The organism is Marinomonas algicola (assembly GCF_014805825.1).
Classification (GTDB): Bacteria; Pseudomonadota; Gammaproteobacteria; order Pseudomonadales; family Marinomonadaceae; genus Marinomonas; species Marinomonas algicola.
This window is the reverse complement of record NZ_CP061941.1, coordinates 182,656-199,572: the sequence shown is the minus strand read 5'-3', so window position 1 is coordinate 199,572 and position 16,917 is coordinate 182,656. Positions and strand designations below refer to the sequence as shown.

16 protein-coding genes are annotated in these 16,917 nt (G+C 42.8%); 7 read left to right on the top strand and 9 right to left on the bottom strand.

Annotation, left to right across the window (positions count from 1 at the left end; all coding sequences use genetic code 11):
• Positions 1-218: 218 nt before the first annotated feature.
• The 3 genes from IEZ33_RS00880 to IEZ33_RS00870 all read right to left on the bottom strand — a co-directional run bounded on the left by IEZ33_RS00880 (position 219) and on the right by IEZ33_RS00870 (position 2,283).
• Positions 219-830: an OmpW family outer membrane protein gene (locus IEZ33_RS00880; RefSeq protein WP_191601867.1), complete on the bottom strand. Its 612-nt coding sequence runs from the start codon at positions 828-830 to the stop codon at positions 219-221.
• A gap of 187 nt (positions 831-1,017) precedes the next feature.
• Positions 1,018-1,344: a DUF2834 domain-containing protein gene (locus tag IEZ33_RS00875; RefSeq protein ID WP_191601866.1), complete on the bottom strand. Its 327-nt coding sequence runs from the start codon at positions 1,342-1,344 to the stop codon at positions 1,018-1,020.
• A gap of 42 nt (positions 1,345-1,386) precedes the next feature.
• Positions 1,387-2,283, bottom strand: coding sequence for a helix-turn-helix domain-containing protein (locus tag IEZ33_RS00870; protein ID WP_191601865.1), 897 nt, complete (start codon positions 2,281-2,283; stop codon positions 1,387-1,389).
• A gap of 119 nt (positions 2,284-2,402) precedes the next feature.
• On the opposite strand from IEZ33_RS00870, the gene IEZ33_RS00865 reads away from it, so the two are divergent.
• The 3 genes from IEZ33_RS00865 (at position 2,403) to ushA (ending at position 6,911) form a co-directional block, all read left to right on the top strand.
• Positions 2,403-4,460 carry a TonB-dependent receptor gene (locus IEZ33_RS00865; RefSeq protein WP_191601864.1) on the top strand — a complete coding sequence of 686 codons (2,058 nt, stop codon included), beginning with the start codon at positions 2,403-2,405 and terminating at the stop codon, positions 4,458-4,460.
• Between the two features lie 71 nt (positions 4,461-4,531).
• Positions 4,532-4,960, top strand: a complete 429-nt coding sequence (locus IEZ33_RS00860; protein WP_191601863.1) for a hypothetical protein — start codon at positions 4,532-4,534, stop codon at positions 4,958-4,960.
• 343 nt (positions 4,961-5,303) lie between these two features.
• Positions 5,304-6,911 carry a bifunctional UDP-sugar hydrolase/5'-nucleotidase UshA gene (ushA, locus tag IEZ33_RS00855; RefSeq protein ID WP_191601862.1) on the top strand — a complete coding sequence of 536 codons (1,608 nt, stop codon included), beginning with the start codon at positions 5,304-5,306 and terminating at the stop codon, positions 6,909-6,911.
• 80 nt (positions 6,912-6,991) lie between these two features.
• Here ushA and IEZ33_RS00850 read toward each other — a convergent pair whose 3' ends face one another.
• From IEZ33_RS00850 to rph, 4 genes are all read right to left on the bottom strand, one after another.
• Positions 6,992-7,498 (bottom strand): hypothetical protein, encoded by a 507-nt coding sequence (locus IEZ33_RS00850; RefSeq protein WP_191601861.1) that lies wholly within the window; start codon positions 7,496-7,498, stop codon positions 6,992-6,994.
• Between the two features lie 170 nt (positions 7,499-7,668).
• On the bottom strand, positions 7,669-10,071 hold the full coding sequence (locus IEZ33_RS00845; RefSeq protein ID WP_191601860.1) for a putative bifunctional diguanylate cyclase/phosphodiesterase: 2,403 nt from the start codon (positions 10,069-10,071) through the stop codon (positions 7,669-7,671).
• Between the two features lie 5 nt (positions 10,072-10,076).
• Positions 10,077-10,895, bottom strand: coding sequence for a substrate-binding periplasmic protein (locus IEZ33_RS00840; protein ID WP_191601859.1), 819 nt, complete (start codon positions 10,893-10,895; stop codon positions 10,077-10,079).
• Between the two features lie 173 nt (positions 10,896-11,068).
• Complete coding sequence (rph, locus tag IEZ33_RS00835; protein ID WP_191601858.1) at positions 11,069-11,788, bottom strand: ribonuclease PH; 720 nt, start codon at positions 11,786-11,788, stop codon at positions 11,069-11,071.
• Positions 11,789-11,948: 160 nt separating this feature from the next.
• On the opposite strand from rph, the gene IEZ33_RS00830 reads away from it, so the two are divergent.
• The 4 genes from IEZ33_RS00830 (at position 11,949) to IEZ33_RS20665 (ending at position 15,025) form a co-directional block, all read left to right on the top strand.
• Entirely contained in the window at positions 11,949-12,815 is an 867-nt protein-coding gene (locus IEZ33_RS00830) for a YicC/YloC family endoribonuclease (RefSeq protein ID WP_191601857.1), read from the top strand.
• A gap of 172 nt (positions 12,816-12,987) precedes the next feature.
• On the top strand, positions 12,988-13,791 hold the full coding sequence (locus IEZ33_RS00825) for a tyrosine-type recombinase/integrase (RefSeq protein WP_191601856.1): 804 nt from the start codon (positions 12,988-12,990) through the stop codon (positions 13,789-13,791).
• A gap of 354 nt (positions 13,792-14,145) precedes the next feature.
• Positions 14,146-14,343, top strand: coding sequence for a hypothetical protein (locus tag IEZ33_RS00820; RefSeq protein ID WP_191601855.1), 198 nt, complete (start codon positions 14,146-14,148; stop codon positions 14,341-14,343).
• A 280-nt stretch (positions 14,344-14,623) separates the two neighbouring features.
• A complete protein-coding gene (locus IEZ33_RS20665) occupies positions 14,624-15,025 on the top strand; it encodes a hypothetical protein (protein ID WP_240009598.1) in 402 nt (133 codons plus the stop codon).
• A 391-nt stretch (positions 15,026-15,416) separates the two neighbouring features.
• On the opposite strand, the gene IEZ33_RS00810 is transcribed toward IEZ33_RS20665, so the two are convergent.
• Together IEZ33_RS00810 and IEZ33_RS00805 are read right to left on the bottom strand one after the other, a co-directional pair.
• Positions 15,417-15,884, bottom strand: coding sequence for a type II toxin-antitoxin system death-on-curing family toxin (locus IEZ33_RS00810; RefSeq protein ID WP_191601854.1), 468 nt, complete (start codon positions 15,882-15,884; stop codon positions 15,417-15,419).
• A 16-nt stretch (positions 15,885-15,900) separates the two neighbouring features.
• Positions 15,901-16,914: a DNA-binding protein gene (locus tag IEZ33_RS00805; RefSeq protein ID WP_191601853.1), complete on the bottom strand. Its 1,014-nt coding sequence runs from the start codon at positions 16,912-16,914 to the stop codon at positions 15,901-15,903.
• Between the last annotated feature and the right edge of the window lie 3 nt (positions 16,915-16,917).

The window sequence follows — 16,917 nt, the reverse complement described above, 5'->3', positions numbered from 1 at the left end:
AATCAATTTTTCTAACATATTGTTATAAGAATGGTTTATTCAGAAAAGAGCACTACGGATCGCCTTACTTGAGGATGAGTTCGGTCATACAGAATGTAAGAAGGTTATAATTGAAACAAAACCTGATCTTGTGACAGAAAAAGAAGAAAGAAATGATAAACCAGAGGGGATTCACATCCGATCCCCCCTCCAATTTACATACCATAACTAAACCGGCCCTAAAACGTGTAACCAACACTCGCCATAACAGTAATAGGATCAATTTCAGTATCAACTGTACCCACAGCGGTATGAACATCTGTATCTATATCCATATACCAAACGGAAGCGTTCGCGAACCAGCCGTCAGAAAGGTCCAGATCAACACCGACTTGAGCCGCCAAGCCAAAAGAGTTATCTAAATTTACATCGGTCCCAGCTAACGCACCCTTACCTTCTTCTTCAAAGAATACCGTGTAATTTAGACCCGCACCGACATAAGGACGTACTTGACTATGTTCCTGACCGAAATAATATTGCGCCATTACAGAAGGGGGCAAGTGCGATACCTCAGCCACTTCGCCTAATCCAGCGGTTGACACTTTATGAGTAAAAGGAGTCGCAGCCAACAATTCCACCCCGAATTGGTTTGTTAGCATATACGTTAGTGTTAAGCCGACTTGAGTATCACTACCAATGTCCAATTCACCCGAGTTTAAAACATCGTCGCTGCTTTCATGCGGTGTGACTTTTGCCAAACCGCCTCGAACGAAAAGATCGCCTGCTTCATGAGCGAGGGCGACAGAAGAAAAAAGAACAGAAACAAGAGCAACAGAAAGTAAAGCTTTCATAATGGATTCCTTTTGAGGTCAAACAACATATCTGTGACCGCAAAAGTAACAGCTTCTTAAATAATTTTATTAATCTAGATCAATCTTTTACAACAACAGAAACGACAGAATAGGCGACCAAACAGTTAAGTCAAAAGAAAGTAACTTATCGCAATAAAACCTTTTTTATAAACGGCTATAAAGAGTATTACGTCGCCTGTTTCAGTACTAACCTTTGCTTTTCTTTGAAATACAAGTACAAGGGCAAACCGCAAGACACGCCAATCGTCAACGTGGCGAAGACAGCGACCCAATAATGGCTGATTTTATTTTTTCGTCCATCTGTCACAATAAAAACCAATAATGCAATGGCAGCAATCACCACATCAAGCCAAGCAAAAATGCTTATTGAATTCGCTGTTGCGGCGTTATAAAAAGACACCAAATCAAGCCCATTATCGATGATCCAAGGTAAAAACGCACCAAAAGGAATAACAGCACCAAGCACACTGAACAGCAAATACATTTTCATCATTTTCAATACTTCCTTTTATTAACATCACCTAGTAGCACTCATTTACAGCATTCGACGCCATTCACTCGGTGTTATACCGTTAACTCGTCGAAAGGCAGCGGAAAATTTACTCGGATTAGCATAACCTATTCTCATGGCAATATCCGTTATGGCAACAGATCTATCTAATAAAAGCTGTTTAGCATACTCCATGCGTCTAAAGGTAAAATATGCATAAGGGGCGTATCCGGTAGACGAATAAAAAGAGCGCGTAAAGGAACGAACATCTTGTCCAACAAGACCTGCTAACTCAGTGACTCGAATATCATTACTCAGACGACTTTCAATAAAGTCTAGTACTCTTTGAAGTCTTGCTCCCTGTAAAGGATAAGTAGAATGCTTTTGATTTTTAGGAGGGTGACAACTGACTAGACGCTTTAGCAAAACATAAAGACCTTGCTCAAAAAAAGCACCTGATAGCCCATGCAATTCAGCGTCTCGCCAAAGCGCAGTCATCACAGCGCTTAACAAAGGTTCATTATGCAATTGAGAGGCCGCAGGAAGTAAACTGTCCACCGTAACCACCTCTGTACTATGAGACGCTAACAAATCAAGGTTGATTGCTATACCCAGCATTTGTGTTTTCGACCAATAACCCGAAGCGGTCGTATTCGGTAATCCAATAGCAACGGTTCCAGAGCGAAGCACGCCTTCAAGAGAAGGCCCATCGCCTTCTCTTTTCATGCGACCAACATAGCCAGTACAAAGGTTAAGCATGAGAAAAGGGGATGGTGTCGGTGAATAATCCCCTTCAAACGCCATAAAATCTGCGTGTGCTAACAAACAGATTCCCTGCTTATCCGCTATCGACAGTGAGGGAGTGACTCCCATATCAGACATACGCCCATTAAACTTCTTGTGCTCTGCTAATGTAGATTCATATATCGATTGATGGCTCATTTTAATAAAATACCTATAAAAAATACCGCGATCGGAGTCTTTCTCACGCTTTTGGAGTAGCTGATTTCTCTTTAGCATAATAATATTAATGATAATTATTATCAATTGAGAATTTGAGCATGAATAACCTATTAATAACGCCTATCCGAATTATTCTCCCCTGTATGATGATCACTACCGCATGGGGGCAAGAGGGCAAAGCCCCACAAACTGATCCAGAAAATATGACTGTTCTCCAACCTTTAATGGTGACAGGAGAGTTAATTGACAGGCCATTAAGTGCAAGTGGCACCAGTACAGAGGTATTCACTTCAGACACGCTAAAAGAGAGAGCGGGCTTATCAACCTTACGTGATGTTCTGGATTCCGTCCCCAATCTATCGCTGGTCACAGGAACAGGAAAAGCGCCAACCATTAGAGGCGTAGATGGAACCGGACCGGCCGAGAACGCTAATGCTTTTTTTGCCGGTAGCCGCCCTCGTTTAAGCTGGCAAATTGATGGTCGACCAGCCAGTTACAATGAAGTCGTTTTTGGCGACTTAGGGCTCTATGATATTGAGCAGATCGAAGTGTTGAGAGGACCTCAAAGCACGCTAGTAGGACGCAATGCTATCGCAGGAAGTGTCATTGTAAAAACGCATGATCCGAAGTTTAAAGAAGAAGGGTCTGTTAAAGTCCAAGCAGGCAACAATAGCCAAAGGCAACTGTCTGGCATGGTGAACTCAGAACTAATCGAGGACACTCTGGCTGTGCGCCTTACTATCGATAGCCTACAAAAAGAATCATCCGTTCACTATGACTCATTTGACGGCGTCAGTAACCCCGGAGAAATTGAAGGGCAAACAATACGAGGCAAACTGCTTTTCACCCCAGACAAGGACTATGACCCACGTCTTTTGCTTTCCCTAACGCAAACATCATATAAGGGGCCAAATGGTGAAATTATCGTTGAACCTTTTGATGAAAGGCGCTCCAACTTCCCCCAGCAACCAGTGCATAAACCAGAATCAACCAGCTTTGCCGCCGATTACTCCATGTCTTTAAACACAAACTGGCAACTGCAACTCAATGCATCGACCTCTGATTTCGACTTTACTCGACATTCAGCGCCCAATAGCAGTAACGCCACAATCCGCACTAAAGAATACGTTGTCGAACCTCAGTTGCGCTATCAGAATCAAGGCACGAATTTAGTCACTGGGATGTATTATTATCAAGCCAGACAAAAGGAGTCGATTGAATTTTTTGGTGGTCAAAATTTTGATGACAAAACCGATACGGTTGCCGTTTATAGTGAAGGTCTCATACCGCTATCAGAAAGTGTCGATCTCTCTCTTGGACTGCGCTATGAACAAGAAGACAGACAACGTCACGGTGGTAATCCGAATAGCACACCGGCCGTAGCCATCTCATCAAACGAGTCATATCAAGAATGGCTTCCAAAAATTGGCATCAATTGGTCTGCTTCGGAGAACATCAATTGGGGAGCGCAACTCTCCAAAGGTTACAATGCGGGTGGCGGCGGCATTACTTTCGCTTCCCCGATCGTTAATTACGAATACGATAAAGAAACCGTTGTCACCTATGAAGTGTATGGCCGTCAGCAATTTGCTAATGGTCAAATCAGCACCACGCAGAACCTTTTCCACTCACGCTATAAAGATATGCAGCTCCCCTTTGACCTCACGCCAAACGACACTACAGACGAGAGTTTTGTCGTACGTAACGCCGACAAAGTAGACACTTGGGGACTAGAGCTAGGAGTCAACGCAGAACTCACAAATGAGTTTAACTTATGGGCCAATCTCGCACTACTAGAAACGGACATAGTCGCTTATCCAAATTCAGGTGTTGAAGGAAACCAATTGCTCAGTGCGCCAAATTTCACCGCGAGTATCGGGGTGTTATGGCAACAAGAAAACTGGCAAGCAAGCTTAAGCTCTCGCTATTCAAATAGTTATTACACCGATGTAAATAATCGCGCTGGTGGCAAAACGGATCCTTATGTAGTGACGGATGCAAGCGTATCCTACGAAATGGACACCATTCGTTTATTCAGTAGTGTTAAAAACCTCTTCGATACAAATAAGCCTGTGGCTCGCTATCCAGGCGCCTTGCCTTCAGCGGTACTGTTACAACCACGAACGTATTTAGTTGGAGCGGAAATCAAGTACTAGCGGAAGCGTTTCAATATAACCGATCTAGCCGGGGCTTGGAGAAATTCAGCCCCAAATTCAGAGGAAGCAAGATGTTTCGTTATCGCAATCAAACGGATTCTATTGTGCTTTTCGAGTTTGCAGGGCCACAATCACTCGAAGAACATATCTACTCTTTAAAAGTATGGAATGAACAACTGTCCCGCAATCAACCTTTTGTCGCCATCAGGTTATTTCTTGATGAAGCGTCGCTGATCCATCCAAAAGGCGCCGCAAAAGAAACCAAACGTTGGTTGAATAATGGCGCCAGTGATGCCATTAAACATAATGTGATCGCCATGATTAATATCGTCCCAGAAAAAAGCCATAAAAAGATGAAAAATATGAGCGTCGAAACCGTTTTTGGCGTACCAGGAGGTATATTTCAAAGTATACAAGAGGCGCAATCCTGGTTTAACACAACATTAGGACACAAACTACGAGTAGATTTATCCAGCTCGACTAACCCACTCACCACTTAGTAACAGAGCACTCCGCTCTGTTTTTATAAAGTGATGCATAGATGTATGTGATGAAATTAAAGCATCACCTACTGACTAAATCGCAATATCTGATTAACATTTCCAGTTTATCCTTATATAGTTAGATTAACCTGTCCTAACAGACAGTTTTTCGTTTATCTAATAAAAACCTTCAAGTGAAAGCAATACGTCTTCATATTGTCACTCTTATGTTATATGTTTACAGTCAGTTATTTTTGTAATAACTCAATTAAGACATATAACTAAAATAACTAAAATAACTAAAACAATGTCGACAAACACGTTAGCAAAGAATCATCACATGACTAAAAGGAAGAACCAAATGAAGCCAACTCGTTACATTACCCATCTCACACTCACCGGGCTCGCAGTAGCGATCGCAGGCTGCTCTGTTGTCGGTCAACAGCAAGGTCCAGGTTGGGAAGTCGATAAAGAATATCGTGTTACAATTTTGCACACGAATGACCACCACGGACGCTTTTGGCAAAATAGCAAAGGCGAATACGGTATGGCGGCACGAAAAACACTTATAGACAACATTCGTGAAGAAGTCGCTTTAGAAAATGGTACAACACTTCTATTGTCTGGTGGTGATATCAATACGGGTGTGCCTGAGTCCGATTTACAAGATGCAGAGCCTGATTTCAAAGGCATGAACATGCTGCAGTACGATGCTATGGCTTTAGGTAACCACGAATTTGATAATTCAATTGAAGTCCTACGCCAACAAAAAGACTGGGCGGGATTTCCATTCCTATCAGCCAATATTATTGATACAGAAACCGGTAAACCATTATTTGACGCCTATAAAATTTTTGAAATTGAAGATTTGAAAATTGCTGTCGTAGGCTTCACAACGGAAAGTACCGCTATTTTAGGTAATCCAGAATACCTACAAGGCCTTGAAATACGCAAACCTGTTGACGTAGCTCAAACACTGATTCCTGAATTACGCAAAAAAGCCGACTTTGTTGTAGCGGCGACACACATGGGCCATTACGAAAACGGTGATTACGGTGGCAATGCACCAGGAGACGTGACGTTAGCCAGAGCCGTCCCTGGTATTGATGTTATTGTCGGCGGGCATTCACAAAACCCATTATTTGAACCTGATGAGCAAAACGGCACCCTAATCTTACAAGCGCATGAATGGGGTAAATACGTTGGTCGCCTTGATTTAGTGATTAAAAATGGCGCAATCGTATGGTCTGAATACGAGCTTGTCCCTGTTAATCTGAAGAAAAAAGTAAAAGACGCGGAAGGCAAAAGCATACGAGTTTATATTGACGAAGAAATTCCTCAAGACCCAGAAATGCTTGCCTTGCTCACACCATTCCAGGAAAAAGGCCAGGCCGAGCTAAGTGTTGAAATTGGTTCAGCCGATTCAGACTTTATTGGTAATCGCAAAATTGTTCGAAATCAAGAAACGAACTTAGGTAACTTAATCGCCTTATCTATGAAAGAAAAAGTGAACGCCGACATCGGTATCATGAATTCTGGCGGTATTCGTGACGACATGCCAAAAGGCCTATTAACCTATAAGAGCGTACTGCAAGTACAGCCTTTCGCTAACAGCGTCTCATACGTCGACTTTACCGCTAAGGAACTGACAGAGTATCTTTCAGTTGTCGCTTCTAAGGAAGCTGGTTCAGGTGCATTTGCCCAATTTTCAGGTGTTGAGCTAACGCTTAAAGATGGCATCGCCACTAATATTAAAGTTAATGGCACACCATTAATGGACAATAGAAGCTATCGTATTGCGATTAACAATTATGTAGCCTCTGGTGGTGACGGTTACCCTAAAGTAACAGACCACAAGAACTATACAGATTCAGGTTATGTCGATGCGGATGTTCTAGTCGAATACATTCAAAAGAACTCTCCAATTCAAGGCGCGACCTTTGCACCAACGGGTGCTGTAAAACGCTAAGATAATTGAAATAAAAACGCTCTAGTGTCAATACAATTTCACTAGAGCGTTTTGCTTTTACTTCCATTAGTCCACTAACTTCATTCTCTTTTGTAACTAAGCATCCATGTCATTGGCTTAGGTAATTTTTCAGACTCTAATTTGACACGATAACTCAGCTCATTGTCGCCAACCATTTTCCATGTATTGGTTCGAATACCACGTTCAGACTGTAAAATAGTGGTTATGGCGTCATCAGAACGCTGAAACGTGCCTGAAATTTCGACGCCTTCTTCGTCTTTCCTCAAAAATTCATTTTGAGCGGATATTGGAATCACCAACGCATCATCACCATCACATTGCCATTGAAACTGATTGTCTACCGTTTGCAGACGCCATTGAGTACAAATCTGGGTTTGTTTTTTGAGCGCAGGTCGTGCCAATGCGCGAATAAAGAAATTCATTTCCTTTGCAACGCTCTCTACGGCCTCATCCAACTTAGCTTGTGTATCATTCGCATCTTGTAACTGCCAAGTACCATTGAAATCTGCGGCCGCCGCATTCGCACTAATGGCAAGCATCACTGTCATTAATAATGTCTTTTTCACGAGTCACTCCTAATTGTTGTTTTTATTATGGTGAGATCAAAATCTCTGACTCAGTATCATGACACAGCGAGGAAAGATATGAAGAAGCAAAAACACGCAGAATGACTGACATTTAACGTCAAACGTAGAGCTGACACCAAAGCATTAATACCCATTGAGAAAATCGATGTTTAATGGTTAGGAGATTGCACAAGCATAGGGGTATTTTTATACAAGTACTCTGTGGCCGCTTCCTTATCTAAAGGCCGTGCAAAGTGGTATCCTTGAAAACGTGTGCAGCCTAATGTGAGTAATATGTTTTTCTCGCGACGGGTTTCAACACCTTCCGCTAAAACAGACAACTGCATATGATTTGCCATAGACACTATGGTGTTCACAATAACCTGACTGGAGGACTCATCGGTTAAATCTCGAATAAAAGATTGATCAATCTTCAGTTGATCTAACGGAAAGTGCTGCAAATAACGTAACGAAGAATAAGCCGTACCAAAATCATCAATCGAAAAGCGAATTCCAATATCCTTTAGCATTTGCATTTTTGATGTAACTAAGGGTATGTCTTTTACTAACAAACCTTCTGTAATTTCTAAATCAATAAGACGCGGATCTACTCCAATAGTACTGACAGCCTCTAAAACCTGTTGTACAAAGCCCTCTTGCGAAAACTGATAAGGGCTAATATTAATCGCTACACCTTGAAAACAAGCCGGTATGCCCATGTCTTGCCATGCTTTCAGTTGAGTAAATGCTTCTTTCATCACCCATAAACCTAATGGGTTTATCAGGCCCGTTTCTTCTGTTATAGGAATAAACCGATCGGGAGAGACGACCCCTAATTCGTGACTATTCCAACGCAATAAGGCTTCGAAGCCAATCGTTTCATTAAGGTCGTTCACTTGAGGTTGGTAAACCATATAAAACTCATTATTCTCTAAACCTGTTCGCAAGGCATGTTCTATCTGTACCCTTTCATTAACTTGCTGCTGCATCTCTATATGGTAAAAAAAATACCCATTACGGCCATTTTCTTTGGCTTGGTACATAGCCGTATCGGCGCGCTGTAAAATATTCATTTTATTTGTATCAGGCAATGGAAACAAACTTATGCCAATACTCGCGGAGATAAATAAATCGGCCCCATCAATAATAAAAACGCGCTCTAATGACCGTAACAACACGTCGGCTAGCTCAGTCACTTTTTCCTGGGCCTCCGCTAAAGTAGTCGCAAGTTCAGGAAGCAAAACCACAAACTCATCCCCACCAATACGGGCCGCGACGGCCGTTTTAGACAAAGGTTCAAGTATCCGTTTAGCCACCTCAACCAGAAGACTGTCACCAACCAAATGCCCCATGGAATCATTAATCGCTTTGAATCGGTCCAAATCAATAAATAACAAGGCGCCTATGAACCCTTTTTCACAGGCCAATTCGACCACATTATCAAGGTGATTATTTAAAAAACGACGATTTGGCAAACTGGTTAACGCATCATAATAGGCTAAAAAATTCATCTGCTCTTGGTCTTTCTTACGTTGGGTAATATCTCGCACAGAAGCAAGAAAGAACCTCTCTTTACCTAACTTGACAATATTGCCTCGAACTTCAACCGGGAAAACATGACCATTACGCCGTACATACTGTGTTTCAAAAATTTTGACCTCTCCCTGAGACCATTCCTTTAAACGCTCTAACGGCTGCAACGAATCCACTTGCGGCAACGACAACTTCAATAAACTGGCTTTATCATAATTAAGTAAACGACAGGCTTCCTCATTACAATCATGAATCCGCCCATTTAAATCCGTAAGCAACATACATTCACTGGATTGGTGTAACACGGCTTTAAAGTAGGCTTCGCTTTTCGCCAACTCATTTTCGACTACCTTCCTTTTATGCCAAAGAGCGGTAAACGTGCGAGACAAGACACCAAATTCATCACTACGTGAGGTAGATTGAAACTCTAATTGGTTGGGCTCATTCGCACTTTTTTCTAAACTAGCAAGCTGCTCTATTAGGAGAAAAAGAGGTTGTGATGTCTGCAGAAAAAACAGCAATAACATGGCTAATCCAAGTAAAAAAGCACTGATAAATACCGTTGTTACGAGAAAGAGGTTTCTATGTATAAAATTAGAAAGGACAACGGTCGCGTCTAAGGCAACCCACAACTCACCAACAATTCGACCCTCTTGTAGCAACGTCATGTCATACTTTCGTGTCAGACCATCTAAAATACTCTCGATAATCCATTGGTGGAAGAGAGGTTCAACAGCCCGATCACGGCGAGCTAATAAGTTACCTAGATCATCAGAGATTTGAGCATGATAAAAATTTTGTGTGCGCATTAACCCGGATACAACTTGATCCGCTAAATTTCTGTCTAATGTATAAGCCGCAACCGTTGCGGCATTTTGAATAATATGAAGCGTGGACCAGGTCTGATGCTCTATATTTTTCTTTTCGGCTTTCCAATCCATGGACATTTGAAAAAAACTAAACAACAAGCTATACAATAAGATAAGAATTAAGGCGTATTTAGCTTGTTTATAAAAAAGTCGATCTTTCAACGCCAGCATTTGCGCTACTCCTTAGCCACAAGAGATTGATTCATTGAATCATAAAAAATGCCATAACGCTGGAATATCCTTTCTTGAACACCATTTAATTTAATGACCTCAAGCCCTTTATTCAATATGTCTCGCCACTTTTCGGCATCAGGATACTCTTTACTAAAGCAGACAGGGTAATAATTACTTTCATCAACCGTTAAATCATAAAAACTGAGTTGATCTTGGATACCTATTTTATTCGCGGTAAAAATCGCGTTATCTCGTTCCACAACCAAAACATCCTGGTCTCTGCGCAAAACGACATTAAGCCCTTGTCTTAAATTACTGACTATAGAAAAAGGGATCTCAGCGTCTTTCAAAACATTCGTCTGAGACCAGCCTTCCACAGCCACAGTTTTATAATTTATTAACGTAGCTAAAGAAATAGCTTGATCATCCAGTAATTGTTTTCTCGTTACCAAGGCGTGAGCAGAAAGCGTTATGTTCTCAGAAAAAATCGAAAATTGAGCTCGTGGAGAAACCTTGCGGCAAGTAATAGCACCTAGAATCATTCCAGCTTGAACATCACGCATAATCCGTCGCCAAGACATAATCTCAAAATTGACAACGACACCTTGTGTTGCATAGGCTTCGCGCACCAAATCAGCATCAAGGCCATAGACACTCTTATTTGTATCGATAAAAGAAGGTTTCGAAATAATCGTTGAGTCAATAACGTGCGGCGGGAAATGAATCCCATATAATGTGATCTCTTGTGCTTTTAGATTCTGGTTATACAGCCCCATAAAAAACAGCAGGCAAGCAATCTGTATCTTATGCATATTTTGCATGATGCATGCCTTAATCAATCCATTATGAAAGTACAAAGACGTCCTAATGCCTTTAAGTGCGTTAGGGCATTTATAAGGACAGGTATAAAGCCATTTTTATTATAAAAAGCCCAGCATTGCTAGACTTTTTTCATAAAAATGACATAAGTACTTATGTTACAAATTAAATAAAGTTATTTGTCAAATAAGGCTTTACGTTGTAGTTCTAAAATTTCATTAACGCCTTTACGAGCGACCTTCAGCATCCCCATCATTTGTTCATCATCAAAAGCGGCACCTTCCGCCGTACCCTGAATTTCAATGAACCCACCTTTATCGTTCATAATCACATTCATGTCCGTTTCCGCATTAGAATCTTCTGGGTAATCCAAATCCAAAACAGGTACACCTTTGTACACACCAACTGAAATAGCCGCAATTTGCGATACAATTGGATTTTCTTTAATTTTTTTCGTTTCAACTAATTTGCGAACCGCATCGGCTAAAGCAACAAAACCACCTGTAATAGACGCGGTCCGTGTACCACCATCCGCTTGAATCACATCACAGTCAATTGTTAATGTGTGTTCGCCTAATTTTTTCAAGTCCACGGCCGCACGCAAAGAACGACCAATTAAACGTTGAATTTCAACCGTACGGCCACCTTGTTTACCGCGTGCGGCTTCACGATCCATACGACTGCCTGTAGAACGAGGCAACATACCGTACTCAGCGGTAATCCAACCTTGGCCTTTGCCTTTCAGAAAACGCGGTACGCCTGGTACCAGTGTGGCGGTACAAATTACTTTTGTATCACCACACTCAATTAATACAGACCCTTCGGCATGTTTTGTAAAATTACGGGTAATTTTAAGCTCTCTTAACTGATCGGTAGCTCGGCCACTTGGTCGCATAGGTCTCTCTCTATCTTCAGGACTATAAAACCCGCATTATAACGAAGAGTAAGGTAAAAGCGCACCCATCTTGGTCACTGTTCCTCAATCTTTGGCTGAGTTACACTGTTTCATTACAACATCACCACACACTATTCAAAACAATGATTGGAAAGACTTTATGACAGCAAGCATGACCGCCTTTACTCGCAAAGAAACCGCCTTCGACTGGGGAACCATCAGCTGGGAAATTCGTTCGGTAAATCAGCGCTACCTTGAACCGCACTTTCGCCTCCCAGAAAGCTTCCGAGAACTTGAATTCACCTTCAGAGACACTCTTCGCAAGCAACTCAACCGCGGTAAAGTGGAATGTCAATTACGCTTTCAAAGCCTAGACAAAGCCGCCACAGGATTGGCTATTAATGAAACCAAGGTGCAAAACTTGGCTCAAGCATTAGAACGGATTAGCCAACATGCACCCAAAGCAGCGCAGCCAACCACATTAGACATTCTGCAATACCCGGGCATTCTCTCAGACTCCAGTATAGACGCGGATATCATGAAAAAAAGCATCATTGCGTTATTCAATGAAGCCGTTCAAGACTTGATCCAAGCACGCATCAGAGAGGGTGACGCCCTTAACCAACTTATCCACCAGCGCCTTGATGACATTGACGCCATTGTTGCTCAAGTACAAACCCAGCTCCCAACCATCTTAGCCGCGCAAAAACAAAACCTAATAGAAAAACTCGAAGCGGCCAAAGTTGAACTGGATCCCATGCGCGTCGAACAAGAAATCGTCCTACTCGCACAAAAAGCCGACGTCGCCGAAGAACTAGACCGCCTCGCCACTCACACTAAAGAAGTGCGCCGCCAACTTTCACAGAAAGGCCCAATCGGCCGTCGCTTAGACTTCTTAATGCAAGAGCTTAACCGCGAAGCCAATACCCTATCTTCAAAATCCATTGTGATTGAAACCACTCAAAGCGCCGTGGAATTAAAAGTATTAATTGAACAAATGAGGGAGCAGATTCAGAATATCGAGTAGAGTTAAACCATACTCAATCACGCTCAAAATAGAATATAACTAACTGTTTAATAAGAACTTTTGTTTTTATTTGATTCAAGCCGTTTCAAATCGTCTCATCATTTTGGTGAGTATTGTGGTGAGCATATTCATCCTGATACGCTCCAATCTGGTGAGTATATTTGGACAGGTTATGACACAGTTAACACTTAAGAAAATTAAAGAATTAAAAACCTTGGGGCCAAGCAAAACATCTGATGGTCGCGGGTTAAGCTTTGTAATCCCGAAGCGTGGCGAGCCCTATTGGTCACTACGCTACAGCTTCTATGGTAAACGTCGTGAGCTAACACTCGGTAAAGACAGTGAATTGTGCTTAGCCGAAGCAAGAGCGCAAGCAGAGAACCTACGCGGAGTTGTAAGAAAAGGCGTAGACCCTCTTTCTACACCAAGTGGCGTATCAGGAGTCCTTACCCCCTCATCTTCTTTTAATACGATCTTTCAGGATCTATATGACTCTAAACTTAAGCTAAGCCTTAAGCACCCTCATATTCCTGAGCGTATCTACAGACAAAATATCAATGCAGTATTGGGGCATATTCCAATTGATCGGATCACTCCAGTTCATATACGTGACATGATTCAAGCGATCAAGGTGACAGATAGACCTTCGATTGCCAACAAGTCATTACACCTTACCAATCAGATCTTTCGCCACGCGATACAGCTTGGACTCGTCATGATGAATCCTGCAGCGGCATTCTCCAGTAGTGATGCAGGTGGCTATGAAACCCCGAGAGAACGATATTTAACGCTTGATGAGATTGAGCATGCTTTTCAAGTATTTCGTAGCAATGCACCTAAATTCTCGCGAGACAACTACTTGGCCTGCTGCCTTCTACTGCTATTAGGCGTGCGTAAAAGTGAACTCACGGAGTCGAAGTGGGCCGAGTTTGATTTAGAGAATGCGCTCTGGGAACTGCCATCCGGGCGAAACTAACAAGCCACCCATTTGCTCACTTACCGTGGGCAGTTAGGACAATGGAGCAACACTTGATATGCCGAGCTTTAGAGGGTGAATAAGAGGAAATTAAACTGCCCCAGGGAATGGGGCAATTGGGGGCTTTGATTGACAAAATAGGTCACTAAACATAATCTTCAAGCCAATATGGTCGACGCCTCTGCATTTCTGTACGCGTCGGTTCTCATTTCGCCTTGTCACTATTCAGCCATTGCTTTTCCTACCGATAGCTCGCTTACAAAATACCACACCCAGCTTTAAGCTAAATCAACCAACCCAATTACTTATTTTGATCAGCTGATGCAATCCCCTCTAGGCGTCATTTGCTAATCCATGAGTTTCAACAGCCGCCACACACTTCCCCATGCCTTTACCCCCATACGCCAAAACCACTATCCGTTTGGCTTTTGGATCGAAACGCCAAACAGGGAAATTAGCCCATTTACTGTTTGGCTTCTCGATTTAAATCCAACGCTGCTAAGCATTGCAGGTACTGGCGCAACGCAAGGTTTGGCACTTTTTTCCCCCTAAACCAACCTCGGCATCAAAGTACAAACCGTTTGATTTTTTAAACCCAGAATGCAAACGATCGTTTGACGTCTCGATTTTTTTTGCACTAGCCAAATGCCACCAAACAGCGCCGTATTGGACTATGTATATCAAACAGTTAGCCGCGAACAGGTCATCAGAAAAAACTGATTTGACTGGTGAGCTTGATGGCCATTTCTTTCATCTAATTCACCACCGAGTCTGCACCCGACGACTGAAAATAGACGGCATGAAGAACCAACAAGGTGATGTGTGACGTGTTATGGGCAGTGGCAACGACTGGAATAGAGAATGGATACAGCAGGTGGTCGCCTTACTGGTTGGGCAAGGCGCGTTTACCCTCTATCCAGCACTAAGCCAGTGCGAGAATGCCGCCGAACGCTTAACCCGCTGGCTGACCTTTCAGTTACCACGCGTTAAACAAGCACACCCAGGCTGCCCGATTCACCAATGGCTGAATAGTATTGGCGCACAAGTGATCGTAGAAAAATGGCAAAGCCCCGAGCAATGGCCAAACTTATATTGGCTACCTTTACCTGAGGTTGATGGGCATGCGCAAGGCGGGTTGGTTTTGTTACCGGCGCATTTAACCGATATCAAACACATTGCACGCAAACACACCAGCCAACGCCTGTATTTTTTGGTGCATCACGCCTTTATCTAAAACAGGAAAGCGCACTACCTTGCACCCCAAACGGCAAAACCGCGCCTTTTGCCTGCCCAGTTCGCCAGAGCAAATAGGAAAATCGTGCACGGGGTTATTACTGAGCGGTTTAAGAAAAACCAACGGAAAACGAAACGGCAACGTGATCAGCCACCAGATCAACCTAGCGCTGCTGCACCACCTTTGTGAGCCGGAGAATGATGTGTGGATGAAAGCGAATTTTGGTACCGTAACTCATTACGGTACCAAAAATTAGAAGCCTGAAAAAGAGTAACCCCTCACAGGGCGCTGATCTAACGGGTAGCGCGAGGGGTGTTGTTGATGCGATTTTAATATTTACAATGCAAAATGGCCAACTATACGTACCATCTCGTGATGATCCACGAAATGGTTAGTAATTTTTTGCTGCTTCGATCGCTTCAAATATAGCTAGCTTAACCGACTCTGGATAATCGTCGTCATAAAGTATTGAGCTGATGATCTGACGTAATAGATCCTTATCAATCACGTTATCTGCAACCCAAACGACGATGTTTTCCATTTCTTTGGCAAAGCGCTTTACCACATAGTCAAAACCGTTTAACTCAAGGAAATAAGCGCCTAACACCAACGATGATCGTTTGTTACCATCATTAAAAGCATGGTTTTTATTAATGGAGAATACCAAGTGAGTCAGCTTGTCCTCCATTTCTGGGTAATACCAGTCATTTTGTATGTGCTCTAAGGGGCTGGCTAACTGACCAACGTCTTTGGTGCCTGCTAGCCCACCAGAATGCTCTATAATCCAATCGTGAACGCTGATTGCATGGGCTACATCGAAATAGAAAAACCGTAAGCCCCTATCGGTAGAATCACTCATAGCCACATTCCTTTGTTTATCGATCTTTCAAACGTTTGAGTACGGCCAATGTTTCTGGATCACTCAATTGCTCTTCCAAAGAACGGCTCTTTTCACCCAAGAAACGATCAAAATCAGCTTCGGGTACCGATTGAATATAAGCTTCCAGCTTTTCATGCAAGGCATCACGGAAGCACAAATCGCGACTGGCCATTTTAGTTCTGGCATCCAAAATCAGAGGTTTGAACAGAGGGTGACTTTCAAAACTCGCAAATAGGCTCTCCGCCTCTTTCTGCGAAAGCTTGCGGCCTAATTTATTGCTGGCTTGCTCTAGTTCATGAGCAATGCCTGATTCGTAACTAGCAATCAGATTGAGTACTTCTGAATATAGGGTCTCGCGGATATTGGTTTTCGTTGCTAGGTTTAAAACCTTTTTATATTCAGTCGCATTTTCATGAAAAATGCTTTGATATATCAAGTTTGTAAAGCGTGCATACGTCCATTTATTGACCTCTACATACTTATCCAATGCATCGGTGAACTGACGGCGGTAGTTTTCTTCTTGCAGAGCAGAGACAAGGTAATTTTCATCACGCTGATTAATAAACTTGGTATGACCACCAGCGCGCTCAGCCATTACATCCAAGACAATATCCAGCAGACGTGAACGCAAAAGGCGTGCGGGCTCACTTTCTGTTAGTAACATCCCTATGTTGAGCACTGCACGAAAACTGAACAACCCTAGAGCCGTAGTTTTGGTACCCTCATTGATGAGGGTACCAGAAACTAAGCTCTTGAATTCCTTTAGTTTAGATCCCCGCAAGACCCTATAACCATTACCCTTCAACTCTTCCCCGTGTGATGTAAGGTAACGCTCTATCGTTGCGTCTGCGATCTCGTACAGGCCAACCACCTGCGCTTTGGTGAATACTGTCTCACCTTCAAAGGTCACACCACCCAAACCTAAGTGCTGCTCGGCGTGTTGCAGGGCGTAGCGGTTGTTAAGGATATTTTGGCGGTCATGTGATGATGCGGTTAGGTCTTTAGCCATGAA